This window comes from Mycolicibacterium neoaurum (genome assembly GCF_036946495.1).
Classification (GTDB): Bacteria; Actinomycetota; Actinomycetes; order Mycobacteriales; family Mycobacteriaceae; genus Mycobacterium; species Mycobacterium neoaurum_B.
Genome location: NZ_JAQIIX010000002.1, coordinates 3264572 through 3281417 on the forward strand (window position 1 = coordinate 3264572; position 16846 = coordinate 3281417).

Annotated in this window: 16 protein-coding genes; 7 read left to right on the forward strand and 9 right to left on the reverse strand. The window is 67.2% G+C overall.

The window, feature by feature from the left end:
• Positions 1-175: 175 nt before the first annotated feature.
• The 8 genes from PGN27_RS21110 to PGN27_RS21145 all read right to left on the reverse strand — a co-directional run bounded on the left by PGN27_RS21110 (position 176) and on the right by PGN27_RS21145 (position 6680).
• The gene (locus PGN27_RS21110; protein WP_335327868.1) at positions 176-1609 is read right to left on the reverse strand and encodes a hypothetical protein; all 1434 of its coding nucleotides are present in this window, start codon (positions 1607-1609) and stop codon (positions 176-178) included.
• Positions 1610-1788: 179 nt separating this feature from the next.
• Positions 1789-2202, reverse strand: coding sequence for a SufE family protein (locus PGN27_RS21115; protein WP_335327869.1), 414 nt, complete (start codon positions 2200-2202; stop codon positions 1789-1791).
• Positions 2199-3095 carry a sulfurtransferase gene (locus PGN27_RS21120; protein WP_335328806.1) on the reverse strand — a complete coding sequence of 299 codons (897 nt, stop codon included), beginning with the start codon at positions 3093-3095 and terminating at the stop codon, positions 2199-2201. Before PGN27_RS21120 ends, PGN27_RS21115 begins: the two co-directional genes overlap by 4 nt.
• A gap of 52 nt (positions 3096-3147) precedes the next feature.
• Positions 3148-3693, reverse strand: a complete 546-nt coding sequence (locus PGN27_RS21125) for a cysteine hydrolase family protein (protein WP_335327870.1) — start codon at positions 3691-3693, stop codon at positions 3148-3150.
• Positions 3694-3747: 54 nt separating this feature from the next.
• Positions 3748-3999: a hypothetical protein gene (locus tag PGN27_RS21130; RefSeq protein WP_335327871.1), complete on the reverse strand. Its 252-nt coding sequence runs from the start codon at positions 3997-3999 to the stop codon at positions 3748-3750.
• A 76-nt stretch (positions 4000-4075) separates the two neighbouring features.
• A complete protein-coding gene (locus tag PGN27_RS21135) occupies positions 4076-4726 on the reverse strand; it encodes a Maf family protein (protein WP_335327872.1) in 651 nt (216 codons plus the stop codon).
• The gene (locus tag PGN27_RS21140; protein ID WP_335327873.1) at positions 4723-5004 is read right to left on the reverse strand and encodes an acyl-CoA carboxylase epsilon subunit; all 282 of its coding nucleotides are present in this window, start codon (positions 5002-5004) and stop codon (positions 4723-4725) included. The genes PGN27_RS21135 and PGN27_RS21140 overlap by 4 nt, the downstream gene beginning before the upstream one ends.
• A 47-nt stretch (positions 5005-5051) precedes the next feature.
• The gene (locus PGN27_RS21145; protein ID WP_030134804.1) at positions 5052-6680 is read right to left on the reverse strand and encodes an acyl-CoA carboxylase subunit beta; all 1629 of its coding nucleotides are present in this window, start codon (positions 6678-6680) and stop codon (positions 5052-5054) included.
• Positions 6681-6808: 128 nt separating this feature from the next.
• On the opposite strand from PGN27_RS21145, the gene casI reads away from it, so the two are divergent.
• The 7 genes from casI (at position 6809) to PGN27_RS21180 (ending at position 15293) form a co-directional block, all read left to right on the forward strand.
• The gene (gene casI, locus PGN27_RS21150; protein WP_335328807.1) at positions 6809-8452 is read left to right on the forward strand and encodes a steroid-22-oyl-CoA synthetase; all 1644 of its coding nucleotides are present in this window, start codon (positions 6809-6811) and stop codon (positions 8450-8452) included.
• A 54-nt stretch (positions 8453-8506) separates the two neighbouring features.
• Positions 8507-9649, forward strand: coding sequence for a 3-ketosteroid-9-alpha-monooxygenase, oxygenase component (locus tag PGN27_RS21155; protein ID WP_036463144.1), 1143 nt, complete (start codon positions 8507-8509; stop codon positions 9647-9649).
• A 277-nt stretch (positions 9650-9926) separates the two neighbouring features.
• Entirely contained in the window at positions 9927-11090 is a 1164-nt protein-coding gene (locus tag PGN27_RS21160) for a glycosyltransferase (RefSeq protein WP_335327874.1), read from the forward strand.
• 54 nt (positions 11091-11144) lie between these two features.
• Positions 11145-11822, forward strand: coding sequence for an acyltransferase (locus tag PGN27_RS21165; protein WP_213447713.1), 678 nt, complete (start codon positions 11145-11147; stop codon positions 11820-11822).
• Positions 11822-12961, forward strand: a complete 1140-nt coding sequence (locus PGN27_RS21170) for a glycosyltransferase family 4 protein (protein ID WP_335327875.1) — start codon at positions 11822-11824, stop codon at positions 12959-12961. Before PGN27_RS21165 ends, PGN27_RS21170 begins: the two co-directional genes overlap by 1 nt.
• Entirely contained in the window at positions 12958-14145 is a 1188-nt protein-coding gene (locus PGN27_RS21175) for a lipopolysaccharide biosynthesis protein (RefSeq protein ID WP_335327876.1), read from the forward strand. Before PGN27_RS21170 ends, PGN27_RS21175 begins: the two co-directional genes overlap by 4 nt.
• Complete coding sequence (locus PGN27_RS21180; protein WP_335327877.1) at positions 14142-15293, forward strand: glycosyltransferase; 1152 nt, start codon at positions 14142-14144, stop codon at positions 15291-15293. Before PGN27_RS21175 ends, PGN27_RS21180 begins: the two co-directional genes overlap by 4 nt.
• Here the strand turns inward: PGN27_RS21180 and PGN27_RS21185 are convergent.
• Positions 15290-16786: an O-antigen ligase family protein gene (locus PGN27_RS21185; RefSeq protein WP_335327878.1), complete on the reverse strand. Its 1497-nt coding sequence runs from the start codon at positions 16784-16786 to the stop codon at positions 15290-15292. The two genes, PGN27_RS21180 and PGN27_RS21185, sit on opposite strands and share 4 nt — an antisense overlap.
• Positions 16787-16846: the final 60 nt, after the last annotated feature.

A 16846-nucleotide genomic window follows, 5' to 3' on the forward strand; every position in this document is an offset into this window, starting at 1 on the left:
GTTTAAGTGTCCAATCCCGGGGGTGGTGAGTCGGACCCCCAATTTTGCGGCGGCGCTTTGTTACCGGTCAGTACGTTTGACGTGCGGTATCGCTGCGCAGGGCGAACGCCAGACAATGCCAGACGGCGGCGTTCCCCACAGGAACGCCGCCGTCGTTGACAGCTGTCGAGACCTCTCAGCCGAACAGGGTCGGGATGCCCTTCATCGACGGCGGTGGCTCCACGCCGAGCGCGTTGGCCAACAGCGATGGGGCGACATCGAGGATGTCGACCTCCTTGCGCGACGGGTCGGCGGAAATACCCGCGCCCGCGGCAAGCAGGATGCCCTCGGGGATGTGATAGCCGGTGTTGACCCCGCCGATCCGCGAATGCACGCTCAGCCCCAGGTCGGTGGCGGGTACATCGGTGTCGGCCGCGGCGCCGAACGGCCGGATCGTCACCTTCGTGGTGTCCTCGCCCGGCACGGTGTAGTCGATGCCGAAGGTGACCGTCTTGCCCTCGACGCGCAGCCGCGCGAACAACCGGTCGGTGCCGTTGACCAGGACCGATTCCAGTGGTGCCACCGCCTCGGCGGCGTCGGCCTCTGACTCGAACACCAGCGAGAGCATCGGGTACATGGCCAGCGCGACGTCGGCGGGCTTGAGACCCAGCGCGGCGATGAGTTTGCTGTGGTCGTCCAGTACGAAGCGGCCACCGTCGAGCTTGGGCACCGCGACCGGTCCCTGCCCCATGCTTGCCGAGATCACCAGCATCGACTGCGGGTTCTTGGCCAGGTACTTGCGGATGCGGCCGACCTGGCGATCGGTGATGTCCATCGCGGCGACGATGAAGCTGCCGTACACCTCGTCCGCGTCGTACTCGTACTTGTCGGTGTAGCCGGGCATCCCGTCACCCCAGAACCGGTGCATCATGCCCGCGACATGGTTGGTGAAGAACACCGAGAGCCGTGGCCGGTTCTTGCGATGCTGGCGCCAGTACAGGTCGAAGCTCAGCGGAGCCTGCATCGCGGAGCGGAATGCCTTGTAGCGCGGGTCGATTCGTTCCTTCACCAGATGGGTGGCCAAGGTCGCGGTCGATCGCGGGGTCAGTCCGAGCCGGACCAGGTCGACCGCCGTCCCGGCGAGCGCCTTGGGGCTCAGTGCCGAATCGGGGGAGAACCCGTTCTCGCCGGTCATCGCCAGGTTGAACGCCTGGAAGCGCTCCAACGCGGGGGGATAGGTCTTGGCATCGGAGGCGAAGGTGTCCGGGACGTAGAAGCCGCCGTGCGCGAACGGGCGGGCAGGCCAGCTCTGCATCGGGCCGAACAGGCCCACCGAGAGTCCGGCGCGTTCGGCCACGTTCCAGATCGGGTCACCCTTGAACGTCGACGGGTCCTGGCCGAGGTCGAACGAATTGTGCTCGTAGCTGGAGGTGTGCAGTGTCGGCCAGGTGCGCCACGGCTGCAGGCCCTGCAATTCCTCGCGGTCCTCGTGGATGGTGGTCAGCGATTGCCCATCCTTGAGCAGCGCGGCCAGATGCGATTCGGGGCGATTCTTGACGTAGATGTCGACGACATCCCACGGCACCTCGTTGAGTTCGTAAAGAATGACGTCCCTGGCCTGCCGATTCATCGAACCGGGCCCCTTTCCTAATTTTTCGTTTGCTCCCCCCGAGCTGAAATATGTGGTGAAACGCACCGATGCGTGTTCGAACTGCTAGCTGGTTCGCAGGTCCCAGGTGCCATTCTGGCATGGATCCCCGAAAAAGTCGTGGCCGCCTTTTATGAATGAACTCACCGGTAACTTCGTGGCTAGTCCCGCAGCCGGCGCTTGATCCGGGCCAGCATCGCCGACATCCCGCGCAGTCGCAGCGGGCTGATCAGTGCGGCCAGGCCGAGTGCGGAGTAGAAGTCGTCCGGCACGGCCAGGATGTCCTCGGCGGACTGCCCGTCCAGCCCGGCGGCCAGGATGGACGCGAAACCGCGGGTCGTCGGGGCTTCGGCGGGTGCGCTGAAGTACAGCCGGACATGCTCGCGATCGGTGGCGTCGACATCGAGGAACAGCGGCGACTGGCACTCGGGGACCGGCTCCATGGCCGCTTCCTCCAGATGGCCGGGCAGCGCGGGCAGCTCGTTGGCGAACTCCAGCAGCAACTGCAGCTTGTCCTGCCCGCTGACCTCCCCGAACTCGCCGACGACCTCGGCGAGCGCCGCCGGCATCGTCATCGCGCCGCGGGTGCCGAGCCGGGCTCGGGGCCGGTGGCCACCGGGACCCGCACCGCGTTGCCCCACTCGGTCCACGAACCGTCGTAGTTGCGCACGTTCGGCAGGCCGAGCAGGTGGGTCAGCACGAACCAGGTATGGCTGGAGCGCTCACCGATGCGGCAGTACACGATCGTCTTGTCGTCGGCGGTGAGGTGGCCGTACAGCGCGTCGAGTTCGGCCCGGTTGCGGAACCGGCCGCTGTCCTCGGCCGCCTTGGCCCAGGGGATCGACACCGCGGTCGGGATGTGCCCGCCGCGCAGCGCACCTTCCTCCGGGTAGTCGGGCATGTGGGTGCGTTCGCCGGTGTACTCCTGCGGCGAGCGGACATCGATCAGCGGCTGCTCACCGAGCGCGGCGAGCACATCGTCGCGGAAGGCGCGGATGGACCTGTCATCGCGCTCGACCACTGGATAACCCGAACTCGGCTTGTTGGGCACGTCCAGGGTGGTGTCGCGGCCGTTGCTCACCCACAGATCGCGGCCACCGTCGAGCAGCCGGACATCGGGGTGGCCGAACAGCGTGAACACCCACAGCGCGTAGGCCGCCCACCAGTTGCTCTTGTCGCCGTAGATCACCACGGTGTCGTCGCGCGAGATGCCCTTGCGGTCCATCAGCTCGGCGAACTGGGCGCCGTCGATGTAGTCACGGACGGCGGGATCGTTCAGATCGGTATGCCAGTCGATCTTCACCGCGCCCGGGATGTGGCCGGTGTCGTAGAGCAGCACGTCCTCGTCGGATTCGACGATGGCCAGCCCGGGGCGGCCCAGGTTGGCGGACAACCAATCCGCGGTCACCAGGCGTTCGGGGTGCGCGTAGGCGGCGAGGGCAGGGTCTGGATCGGCAGGCAGCGACACGCCAAAGAGCCTACTCATGTCGTGACCGGAGGTCGCATGCTCGGGTGACCGATCACCGATCGCGCAGACAGTCCTGCGCGGCGACCAGCTCGGCTCGCATGTTCCGGTGCATCATCTGGCATGCCGCCTCGGCCAGCGCGGGGTCGATATGGGCGACGGCATCAGGCGGCACGATGACGTCGTAGTGCCGTACATAGGCGTCCAGCGCGGTGTAGAGCACACACTGTTCGGTGACCTGTCCGGTGATGATCACCTTGCTCACCCCCAACCGGTTCAGCAGATGATCCAGCGGCGTGGCGTAGAAGGCGCTGTGTCGAACCTTGTGCAGCCGCAGGCAGTCCTTGGTCGGCAGGATCGGTTCGACCAGTTCGGGATGCGCACCGTTGCGTGCGTCGCGCACGATATCGTCCCAGACCGCGGTGAAGTCCCCGTAGTTGTCGTTGACGTAGATGACGGTGACGTCATCGCGGGCGCGGGCCCGGTGGATGAGATCGCCCAACGGTTCGATGATCTGGGCGGCGCTGGCGGCCAGCGGCTCGGCATCGGGGTGGCGGTAGTTGTTCATCATGTCCGTGACCAGGACGGCGGTGTCAGCCATGGCGGGGTGATACCCGAGCCCGCGAGATCAAACGCAGGCGATTCCGGCTGCGCGTTAGGCGCCCAGGTTCGCGATGGCGGCGTCGAGTGCCGCGGCCTGTTCGGTGAGCTCGTGCTCGGAGGGATCGGCCGAAAGCAGCGTCTCGACGAGCTGCGGGCGCGACGTGCAGGTCAGCGCGCCACGGTATTCATCGGAATCCAGCGCCGCGGGCGAGATCACGGCGGTGCGGCCTTCCACGAGGACCAGGAGGGCTTCGGCGTCATCGGATTCGAGCAGTCGGCGGATGTCATCGGGGGTGATCGTCATGACAGGGCTATGCCCGGCCCGCCGCCGATCATGCATGCCAGATGTGCGTGCGGGTGCGGAAATTCAGGCGTCCACGTCAGCGGCCGCCGGTGAATCCGTTGTCCTGCCACAGCGCGGCCACCGATATGCCCAGTGCGGCCAACAGCTTTCGCACCAGCGGAAGGCTGATGCCGATCACGTTCGACGGGTCACCCTCGATCCGTTCGACGAACCAGCCGCCGAGCCCGTCGAGGGTGAACGCGCCCGCCACGTACAGCGGTTCGCCGGTGTCCAGGTAGGCCTGCAGCTCGGCATCGGTGGGCGTACCGAAATGCAGGGTGGTGGTCCCGGTCTGCTGCACGCGATCGGCAACCACGCCGTCGCGCACCCGCAGCACGGTGTGGCCGGTGTGCAGCAGACCGGTGCGGCCCGCGGACGCCCGCCACTGTCGTTCAGCGGCCGCCGCGGTCCCCGGCTTGCCGCTCAGCGCGCCGTCGACCTCGAGCATCGAATCGCAGCCCACCACAACGCAATCGGCGGTGATCGCGGGATCGAGCAGCTCGACGACACGCTCGGCCTTGGCGGCGGCCAGTGCGGCGACCACCTCGCGCGGACCAGAGCCGGACAGCCGCGCGATGATGGCGTCCTCGTCGACATCGGAGACCACGACCAGCGGGTCGACCCCGGCCGACCGCAGCACCCCGAGCCGGCCCGAGGAGGCCGAACCCAGGACCAGCCGCGTCGTCACCTGCGCATGTGGGTCCGCTCCAACAGCGTGATCCGCTGCCAGGAGTGGCTCTGGTACCGCAGCTTGTCCACCGGGTGGCCCCACAGGTTGAGCTCCTGGGGGCCCGGTTCACCGGGACCGGTTCCGCCGGCCGCCGACAGCACCGCGACCAGGGCCGCGAGCTCCTCGTCGGACGGCTCGCCCTTGACCACCCGGAACTCGGGCACCGGAGGTGCCGGGTCGTCGATGGTCATATCTCGCGGATCGCTGACTTCGACGATATCGACGTCGTGGCTCATGAAAGTCCTTCTCGCAGAGGGCCTGTCGCGGGTTGGTCCGAGGACTCTTACAGCGGGATGTTGCCGTGCTTCTTCGGCGGCACCTGGCTGATCTTGCGCTCCAGCAGGCGCAGCGAGGTCGCCACGTAACCGCGGGTGTGCGACGGCGGGATGACCGCGTCGACATAACCGCGCTCGGCGGCGATGTAGGGGTTCACCAGGGTGTCCTCATAGGACTGCTGCAGCTCCAGGCGCAGGGCGTCGACATCTTCACCCTCCTGGGCCGCCTTCTTCAGCTCCTGGCGGTAGACGAAGCCGACCGCGCCGGAGGCGCCCATGACGGCGATCTGGGCCGTCGGCCAGGCCACCACCACGTCGGCGCCCATGTCCTTGGAGCCCATCACGCAGTACGCGCCGCCGTAGGACTTGCGGGTGATCACGGTGATCTTGGGTACGGTCGCCTCGCCGTAGGCGTACAGCAGCTTGGCGCCGCGGCGGATGATGCCGTTGTACTCCTGGCCGGTGCCCGGCAGGAAGCCCGGCACGTCGACCAGCAGCACGATCGGGATGTTGAAGCAGTCACAGGTCCGGATGAACCGGGCGGCCTTCTCCGAGGCGTTGATGTCCAGGCAGCCGGCGAACTGGGTCGGCTGGTTGGCCACGATGCCGACGGTGCGACCGTCGACCCGTCCGTAGCCGACGATGATGTTCTGCGCGTAACCGGCCTGGATCTCCAGGAACTCGTCGTCGTCGAGGATGCGCGAGATGACCTCGTGCATGTCGTAGGGCTGGTTCGGCGAGTCGGGGATCAGGGTGTCGAGCTCGATGTCCTCATCGGTGAGGTTGTCCTCGATGGCGCCCGGGTGCGGCGGCGCCGGGTAGCGCGGCGGATCGGCGTAGTTGTTGGCGGGCAGGTAGCTCAGCAGGTCACGGACATAGTCCAGGGCGTCCTGTTCGCCGGAGGCCACGTAGTGCACGGTGCCGGACTTGGACATGTGGGTCTGGGCGCCGCCCAGCTCCTCCATGGTGACGTCCTCGCCGGTGACGGTCTTGATGACATCGGGACCGGTGATGAACATCTGGCTGGTCTGGTCGACCATGATGACGAAGTCGGTCAGCGCGGGGGAGTACACGTGGCCGCCGGCCGCGGCGCCCATGATGAGCGAGATCTGCGGGATGACGCCCGAGGCCTTGATGTTGTTGTGGAAGATCCGGCTGTACAGGCCGAGGGAGACCACGCCCTCCTGGATGCGCGCGCCCGCGCCGTCGTTGATGCCGATCAGCGGGCGGCCGGTCTTGATGGCCAGTTCCTGGACCTTGACGATCTTCTCGCCGTAGACCTCACCGAGGCTGCCGCCGAAGACGGTGGCGTCCTGGCTGAAGATGCAGACCTCGCGGCCGTCGATGGTGCCGTAGCCGGTCACCACACCGTCACCGAGCGGGCGGTTGGACTCCAGTCCGAAGTTGGTGCTGCGGTGGCGTGCCAGCGCATCGAGTTCGACGAAGGAATCCTCATCCAGCAGTGCGTAGATGCGTTCGCGGGCGGTCAGCTTGCCCTTGGCGTGCACCTTCTCGACCGCGGCCTCACCGACCGGGTGCAGCGCCTCTTCGGCGCGCTTGCGCAGGTCGGCCAGCTTGCCGGCCGTGGTGTGGATATCGATTACGTGCTCTGCCGCCGGCTCGATAGTGCTCGTCATGGGTAGCGATGCTAGCTGTACTTCTAAGAACTGCATAAGAGAGGTCGCAGTTAGGCCATCGTGTCTCCTCCGGCGGCGAAGCTGATCCGGTGCCGACGACCGATCAGAACCGTGACTGCATCGCCGCCATGCTGCTCGATCGCCGCGGCGATACCCACCCCGGCCTGCGCACTCGTGAACAGGACTGGACCTGGGACGAGGTGGTCGCCGAGTCGGTTGCCAGGGCCCGGCTGGGTCGGGCGCTGTTGGCCGACAAGCCCGACATGGCGCCGCATATCGGGGTGCTGCTGCCCAATGTCGCCGACTTCGTGTTCTGGTTGGGCGCCGCGGCGCTGGGCGGGATGACCGTGGTGGGCATCAACCCGACCCGCGGGGACGCCGAGATGGCGGCCGAGATCGCTCACGCCGACTGCCGGCTGATCATCACCGACTCCGAAGGCGCCACCCGACTGGCGGCGCTGGGTCTGGAGCTGCCGGCGGACCAGATACTCGTCGTCGGCGACGCGTCCTACCGCGCCATGCTCGATGCGCATCGGGGCGACCCGGCGCCCTCCGGTCCCGACACCGTGGGCGCAGACACCCTGATGCTGTTGTTGTTCACCTCCGGGACCACCGGTGCGTCGAAGGCGGTGCGCTGCACGCAGGGTCGGCTGGCCCGCATCGCCTACGCCGCTCGCGACAAGTACGGCCACCGGCGTACGGACGTCGAGTACTGCAGTATGCCGCTGTTCCACGGCAACGCGATCATGGCGCTGTGGGCGCCCGCGCTGTCGGTGGGGGCGACGGTCTGCCTGGCGCCGTCGTTCTCCGCGTCCGGATTCCTTTCCGACGTGCGCTATTTCGGAGCCACCTTCTTCACCTATGTCGGTAAGGCGCTGGGATATCTGATGGCCACACCCGAGCGCGACGATGATGCCGACAACCCACTGGAGCGTGGATTCGGCACCGAGGCCTCCCCGGACGATCAGGTCCGGTTCCGGCGTCGGTTCGGCGCCGAACTCCACGAGGGTTACGGTTCCAGCGAGGGCGGCGGGGCGGTGGTCCTCGCCCCGGACGCTCCCGCGGGAGCACTGGGCCGCCCCGCGCACGACGGCGTGGCCATCGTCGACCCCGTGACGCTGCGTGACTGCGCGCCCGCGCTACTCGACGGCTTCGGACGCGTACGCAACCCCGACGAGGCGGTCGGTGAGATCGTCGACAAGTTCGGCACCCGCAGCTTCGAGGGCTACTACAAGAACGACGCGGCCGATGCCGAACGCATCCGACACGGCTGGTACTGGACCGGGGACCTCGGCTACCTCGACGAAGCGGGGTTCATCTATTTCGCGGGCAGACGCGGGGACTGGATCCGGGTGGACGGCGAGAATCTGTCCGCCCTCACCATCGAGCATGTACTGCGCCGCCACCCCGCAGTGATCGCGGCGGCGGCCTATGCGGTGCCCGACCCGCGCTCCGGCGATCAGGTGATGGCCGCCGTCGAGGTGGCCCGGCCCGCGGATTTCGACGCCGCGGCGTTCGCCGAGTACCTGAGCGGCCAGCCCGATCTCGGGGCGAAGGCCGTCCCGAGACTGCTGCGGGTCTCGGCCCGGCTACCGATGACCGGTTCCAACAAGATCGTCAAACACGAGCTCCAGCAACAGCGTTGGCGTACCGACGAGGATGTGTACCGATGGTCGGGACACCGGCCGGTGGTGTTCGAGCTGCTCGACGCAGAGGGTAGACATGCCCTGGATGCGGAGTTCGGCGACCACGGCAGGCAGGCACGCGCCTGAGCGGTGTCGGGCGATCTCGCCGCAACCGGGAAGCGAACGTGCTAGGCAGATCTGATGACCGATATCCGCGAGATCGACGCCGGCGCCGCGATGACGAGGTTCGCCCGTGGCTGGCACTGCCTCGGGCTGGCCGAGACCTTCCGCGACGGGCGACCGCACGGTATCGAAGCGTTTGGTTCCAAGCTGGTGGTCTTCGCTGATGCCGCCGGGGCCCTGCACGTGCTCGACGCGTACTGCAGGCATATGGGCGGTGACCTCTCCCGCGGCTCGATCAAGGACGACACGCTGGCCTGTCCGTTCCACGACTGGCGCTGGCGTGCCGACGGTAGATGCGCGCTGGTGCCCTACGCCAAGCGGACCCCGCGGCTGGCGCGCACCCGGGCATGGGAGACCCGCGAGGTGAACGGGCAGCTGCTGGTCTGGCACGATCCCGAGGGCTCGACGCCGCCCGCGGAGCTGCTGCCGCCGACCATCGAGGGCTATCCCGAGGGGCGATGGTCGCCGTGGCAGTGGAACTCGGTGTTGATCGAGGGTTCGCACTGTCGCGAAATCGTGGACAACAACGTCGACATGGCGCATTTCTTCTACATCCACCACGCCTATCCGACGTTCTTCAAGAACGTCATCGAGGGGCACACCGCAAGTCAGTTCATGGAGTCCAAACCCCGACCGGATTACATCGCCGACCCCGAAAAGCTCTGGGAAGGAACGTATCTGCGATCGGAGGCCACCTACTTCGGTCCTGCGTACATGATCAATTGGTTGCACAACGACCTGGCGCCAGGATTCACCGTGGAGGTGGCGCTGATCAACTGCCACTACCCGGTGTCCCACGATTCGTTCGTCCTGCAGTGGGGTGTGGCGGTGCAACAGATGCCCGGTCTGCCCGCCGACAAGGCCGCCAAGCTGGCCGGCGCGATGAGCCGGTCCTTCGGCGAGGGGTTCATGGAGGATGTCGAGATCTGGCGGCACAAGACCAGGATCGAGAACCCGCTGCTCACCGAGGAGGACGGTGCGGTCTATCAACACCGCCGCTGGTACGAGCAGTTCTACGTCGACTCCGCCGATGTCACGACCGATATGACCGACCGGTTCGAGCTGGAGATCGACACCACCCACGCCTATGGGATCTGGGCCGAGGAGGTGGCCGAGAATCTGGCCGGGCTGGCGCAGGCCGGTCGCGGTTCGACGGCGTAACGGGGCATGCACCGGCCAACGGCCCTGTCTTTGCCGACCCGATCGGGTCGGCTGGCGGGTGCCGGGTCTGCGTGGTGAACTGGGTCGGCTAACGTCACGGGGGCACCCCGGCGTCGAGTGAAAGGGCTGACGAGTTTGAGCCTGCAGGCGGCGCCACGTGGCGAAGCGGTGCGGTGTTCGCTGGGTGACCCATCAGCAATTGACGCTTTTGATAAATTCCGGGGCGTCCAGATGCACCGCCGCGGTCGGTGTGCCGGCTATTCAGGAGGATTCGTTCGTGTCTGACGACCGCAGCGGAGCCCCGCGGCGTTTCGACGGTGTCGACGGCCCGCGGGTGGCGATCGCGCACGACTACCTCACTCAGCGCGGTGGCGCCGAGAAGGTGGTGCTCTCGATGAGCAAGGCCTTCCCCGACGCCCCGATCTACACGCTGCTCTACGACCCGGCGGGCACCTATCCGGAATTCGCCGAGCGCGATGTGCGGGTGTCCCCGCTGAACCGGATGTCGCTGTTCCGCAAGCACCACCGGGCCGCGCTGCCGGTACTGCCGTTCGCGGCCAGTGCGATGTTCGTCGACGCCGACGTCGTGGTCACCAGCAGCAGCGGCTGGGCGCACGGGTTTCGTACCAACGGCGCCAAACTGGTGCACTGCCACACCCCGGCGCACTGGCTCTACGCCCTGGAGCACTACCTCAAGCCCGACGGCGACAAACTCAAGCGCGCCGTGTTGAAGGTCGGCTCGCCGGCGCTGCGGTCATGGGATCAGCGCGCCGCCACCACCGTGGACCGCTACCTGGCGGTGTCGACCGCCATCAAGGACCGGATCCAGACCGCCTACGGTATCGACGCCGGTGTGCTGCCGTCGCCGATCTCCATGCGCCCGGATGCCCCCGCCGAACCGGTGCCCGAGGTGGCGCACTGGCTCACCGATGGCGGCGAGCCCTTCTATCTGTGCGTCTCCCGCCTGATGGCCTACAAGAACGTCGACGCCGTCGTCGGCGCCTTCGCCCACACCGACCGCCGGCTCGTCGTCGTCGGGCACGGACCGGAGGCGGCCCGGCTGGAGCGGCTCAAGACGCCCAATGTCGCCCTGCTCTCGGCGCTCACCGACGGACAGATGGCCTGGCTCTATCAATCCTGCCGAGCGCTGATCGCGGCCAGCTACGAGGACTTCGGGCTGACGCCCATCGAGGCCGCGGTATCCGGCAAGCCCAGTGTGGTGTTGCGATGGGGCGGATTCCTGGACACCGTCGTCGAAGGCAGCACCGGGGTCTTCTTCGACCGACCCGAGCCCGCCGCCATCGCCGAGGCGCTGGACCGCTTCGAAGCCGGTGAGTTCGACCCCGACAGGTTGCGGGCGCACGCCGAGCGCTTCACCGAGGCGCGCTATGCGGAGTCGCTGTACGCCGCCGTCGACGAGATCGTGACCCGAACCAGGTGACACCACGGCCCGGATGGCTATGGTGGACGCGCAATCGCAAAGGAGCACATACCCATGACCGGAGTACCCGCGTCGGCTGATCCGGAAGACGTGGCCCGCAAGCTGGCCGCCGCTCCGGCGCTGCACATGCCACCGCCGCCGGAGTGGATTCTCGACGAGAACAACCGCGTCATCGATTACAAGATGCAGGGGATGACCCGGTTCCGGAAGATCCGCAACCGGCTCGGCGAGCTGTTCTTCAACAGCTTCATCACCTACATCCCTTCGCACACCATCCGGCAGGGCTACCTACGGCTGATGGGCGCGCGGATCGGTAAGCGATCGTCCATCCTGCGCGGCACCACCGTCCTGGACATCGAATTCCTCACCATCGGCGACGGGGTCGCCATCGGTTTCCGCTGCCTGCTGGACTCCCGAGCCGGGCTCTACATCGGCAACAACGTGACGATCGCCAGCGATGTGCATTTCATCGGCGGCGGCCATGACATCAACCACCCCGACTTCCTACCGGTCCCGATCCCGACCGTCGTCCAGGACTACGTGTGGATCGCCAGCCGCGCCATGGTGCTGCCGTCGCTGATCGGCCGCGGCGCGGTGGTGGCCGCGCACGCGGTGGTGAACAAGGATGTCGCCGAACTCGACATCGTCGGCGGTGTGCCCGCCAAGGTGATCGGCAAGCGGCCCGCCGAATCGTTGGGCTACACCAACAATCACCGCCCGCTGTTCTACTGATGTCGGTCGCGTCGGAGTCGTTCCCCGATCACCGGCTCGTCTTCGTCGCCCCGGACGAGGGACAGACCGCGGTCGGGGATTACGCGCAGGACCTGGTGACCGCGCTGCGGCCGCATTTCGGCGAGATCGTGCAGTGCCGCACCGCCGGACCGGGTTCGGACACCCTGGCCGATATCCGGCGGCACCGTGCACAGGTGCGGAGGCTGATCGACGAGGGCCCGCCCGGACGCACACTGGTGCACGCCGAGCTGTCCACCGGGGTGCTACCGACGTTCTGGGCCACCGCCGGGATCGACGACGTACCGGTCACCGCCACCATCCACGACCCGCCACAAGGGTTGTGGTTCCTGGCGCGCACGAAGCTCATCGCGTCGTCGCGGCTGCTGACCCACGGCATCCACTACCCGCTGCGCCCGGTGTCCCGCGCCGTCGAGGGACGGGTGCACGCCGGGCGCACGCTGATCGCGCTGACCGAGACCGGACGGCAGTCGATCGCGCGCACCTACCCGGACACCACCACCTACTGTGTGCCGCACCTGGTGCGCAGCCGGCCGGCCATCGCACCGGCGCAGGACCGGCCGAAGGCCGTCGGCTTCTTCGGATTCGTCTACCGAGGCAAGGGTTTCGACCAGATCGCGCGGATCCGTGAGCTGCTACCCCCGGACATCACGATCCGCATCGCCGGTCGCGGCACCGAGGCGCTTCCGCGCGCCGAGGGTATCGAGGTCCTCGGCGGTGTCGACGGAGCAGACGAGGACGCGTTCTTCGAGTCGGTGCGCGCCATCGTCGTCCCATACGGCAAGCGGCATTTCTACGCCGAGACGTATCCAGCGTCCGGGGTGGTCGCCCATGCCATGGCCTACAGCACGCCCATCGTGTGCACCGGCTACGGCGCCCTGGCAGAACTCGGCACCGACCAGGGCGTTGTCAACGTCGTCCCGCGTGGTGGCGGCGACGATGCCGTGGCGGCCGGACTGGCCGACGGCATCACCACTCTGCTCAACGATGCCGACCGGTTGACCGAGCTCGGGCGCAATGCCGACCGCACCCGCCAGGAACGGTCGGCCGCCCGCACCGCGGAGGCGTTCGCTCAGATCTGGTCGAAGGTGCTCACCGAGTGGTCCGCGAGCGGCCGGTGACCGATCCCGTGCAGCCGGTGCCTGCCGGTCCGGCGCCCACCTCGAATCACCTGATGCGCACGCTGTGGGCGGTGTTCTGGCTCTACGGCGGGCGCGGTGTCGGACTGTTGTGGACGGCCGTCATCATCGCCCAGCTCGGCATCGCCGACTACGGCCAGTACGGCATGGCGTATGCGGCCTTCTCCCTCATCGGGCCGCCGCTGGACAATCCCTTCGCCGTCCGCGCGGTGCGGGAGTCCGAGCAGCGCTTCCTGGCCGAGCGCACCAGCCGCTATCTGCTCGGCATCACCCTCATGGTGGCCGGCGCGGCGCTGGTCGAGGTCAGCTACATCGCCTGGTTCGGGTTGTTCGTCGCCGGCGGTGAGATCGTGCTGAAGGCCTACCAGAGCCATTGGGCCCGCGACGGTCAGCCGCAGCGGGTGGCCCAGCTCGACACCCTCCGCCAGATCGCCAGCGTGGTGTGCGCCGCCGGTTACGTCTTCCTGGCCGATGAGCCGACGTTGCAGCTGGCCAGCCTGTTTTTGGTGGCCCCGTATGTGGTGATCGCCATCGTGGTCGGTTTCGTGGTGCTGCCGCACCGCCCGGGTATGCCGGGTCCGCCCAAGTTGATCGCCATCCTGATCGGCGAGATGCTGGGGCTGGCCGCTTATCTGCAGGGTGATGTGCTGCTGCTGGGCTGGCTGACCGATGACACCACGGTGGGCTACTACGCGCTGACCGTGACCGTGACGATCGCCATCGTCGCCGTCGGCCAGTCCTTCGGGATGTCCTACAACCGGGCCTTGCGCGAGGGGGATGGTCACCTGTCGGCGGGCCCGCCGCTGAAGAGCACGCTGATCCTGGGTGCGGGCGCCGGTCTGCTGGTCCTGCTCGTCGGGGTCGTCATGCTGTTCACCCCGGCGCCCGACGAGCTGGCGGTCGCGATGATCATCATGGCGATGTTCTGCGGTATGCGCACCATCACCTCGGTCTTCCAGGCCGTGCTCTACCTGCAGCGCCGAGACACCACGCGGCTGGTCGCCAACCTCAGCCTGCTGCCGGTCAAACTCGGCCTGGTGGCATTGCTGGCCTTCGCCGGTGCGGTCGGCGCCGCGATCGCCACGGTGATCGCCGATGCCCTGCTGCTCGGGATCTACGCCTACATCCTGTACCGCAGGCCGACAGGCAGGACGACGACGCCATGACCGTCGCACGAACCAAGGTCGTGTTCCTGCTCTCGAAGGATCCGGTCGCCGATCACGGCGGGGACGTCGAGCTGTCCCGATTGGTGATCGGGTTGGCGGCCGATTCCTGCGACGTGTCGGCCATCTGCCTGTCGCATGAGCCGCCGGGCACGGTCGAGACCGATGTGGTCGACGGCGGGATGACGCTGGTGCGGGTGGCCAAGACCGATGTGCAACCGGTGCGGTTGCTGGTCGACACCGTGCGCACCGGCCGCAGCCTGACCCACGCCCGGTTCGACAGCGATGCGCTGGTGGCGGCGATCTCGGCGATCACCGCCGACGTGTTCGTCGCCGAGCACAGTTACATGGCCGAATCCTTCCTGCGCAGCACTCAGGTAGGCCGGGCGCGCCTGGTGGTCAACACCCATGTCAGTGAGTCCCTGGTATGGCGTGCCACCCGCGGGCTGCTGGGGCGGCAGCAGGAAGGCCGGTTGGTGCGCGACGAACTGCGGGTGGCCCGCGCCGCCGACGCGGTCGGCACCTACGACGCCGAGGAGGCCGAGTTCTACCGGGCCAACGGTGTGCCCTCGGCGCGCTGGCTGGACATCACCCTGCCGCCGGCGACGCAGGTGCCGGTGGGATCGACCCCGCGTCGGCTGGTGCTGATGGGCACCAGGGATTGGCCGCCGAACCAGGAGGCGTTTCTCACCGCGCTGCGGTTGTGGCCGCGGATCGCCACCGGGATCGACGGGGCCGAACTGTGCATCATCGGCGCCAAAAAGTCGGGGAGGGCCGGCGGGAGAAACGGCGACCCGGTCTATCCGGACGGGGTGCGGGACCTGGGCTTTGTCGATGACCTCGGTGGTTTCCTGGCGACCTGTCGGGCGATGATCGCGCCGATCAGCACCGGTGGTGGGGTGCGGGTGAAGATCCTCGACGCGGCACGGATGGGCCTGCCGGTGGTGGGCACCACCGCGGCGGTGGGCTCGCTGGCGCAGCTGCTGGACCTGCGCGCCCATGATGACGACGAGGACTTCATCGCGGCCTGCCGGAGTTTGCTGTTGGACGTCGAGCAAGCGCGTTCGGCGGGCGATCGGCTGTACGCCCGTAACCGGGAATTCTGGGAGCACCGCCGCCCGCACCATGCGGTGTCGGCGCTGCTCGGTTAACCGCCTGCCGTCACCGGAACCGGCACGTCCTGGTGTTTTCTGGCCTGCTCGATCCGCGCGGTCAGCTCATCGGCTTCGCGGTTCTCGATCCGCAACTGATCGGCATAGACGAGGAAGACCAGGAAGATCGTGTACAGGAAGACGATCTGGGGGATGATCACCACCGGGTGATCGAGATTGAGCGCCACGAACGAAAATCCGATGAATACGCCGCCATAAACCGCGCCCGGAAGTGAATTTGCCCGCAGCAGGCGATAGCCGATGAAGCAACCGATAGCGACGACGGCCAGGAAAGCGATTCCGACAAAAATGCCGCCGCGGTGGATCGCGATCAGCGGCGCGTTGGAGACGAAGTTCTCCAGGAACGCGTAGGCGCCGTCCTTGAACTCGCGTTGTGACCAACCCCACCCGAACAACCAGTGACCGTCCATCCGGCCGGGGAACTCGCGGATCGAATCGACGCGGTCGGTGGCCCCGGCGTCGTTCTCACTCAGCGTCCCGAGCAATCGGGTGCGCACCGAGGGCACCATGAAGGCGCCGACCACGGCCAGGGTCATCGTGCCGATGAGCAGCTGGCGATCCCGGGCGCGCATCGGGTGGAAGATGAACACCAGAACAACACCCACCAACACCGTGACGATGGCGGATCGGCTCAGCGTCAGGGCAATTGCCGCACCGATGATTCCGACGATCACCACCCGCCGCCACCCTGCGAACACGATCATGGCGACGACGAATGAGATCACCAGCCCGATGCCCGCGGCGTTGGGGTCCAGCCACAGGCCGCCGAGTCTGCTGAACGCCTGACTGTCGGCGGCCACCTGAAAGCGGTCGGTGCGTGGCACATTGGTCGGCGTGCCACCAGTGAAGAAGAACCGCTCGGTGTTCGCCACGGCATACCCGAAGATCCGAAATGGTTGCAGCAGAATCTGATTCGATCCCATCAGGATCGATGCAATACCGAAAGCGGCGTTGAACGCTGCGGCGTAGGCGAAGATCCGGCCGAACTTGGCCAGGTGCTCGCGCGGCAACGCGAGGATGGCGAAGAACGCGCCGGTCGCGATGGCCCATTTGGTGTAGTCGAGGATGTTCACGATCGAGGAGAACGTGACGATCATGGAGATGCCGGACACGATCACCAGTACCAGCACGGCCTTGGCCAACGTGTTCTGCAGCACCGGGAAACGCTTGGCGGCGTTGGGATGGATCAACGCCGCCATCAACGCCCCGCCCGCGAACGGGAGATACAGCGGAAGGTGCACGCCGGGGAAGTAGCCGAACGGCAGCGTGCCGATGGCCACGGCCATACCCCAGTACAACCAGAGTGGATGTCGCAGGCCGATGTAGACGCCCACCGACATGGCGATCAGTGCCGCGATGGCCATGATCGCCGGCTTACCGGCGATGGCGACCGCGGTCGCCAGCAGCACCGTCAGCGCAACGATGGCCGCGCCGACGAGCATGGTGCCGCGCGACGGCGCGCCGAGTTTCATTGCGGACTCGTCTTCATTGCGGAATGATCCTCACGGCTTTACTGCACCGTTGTTGCATTT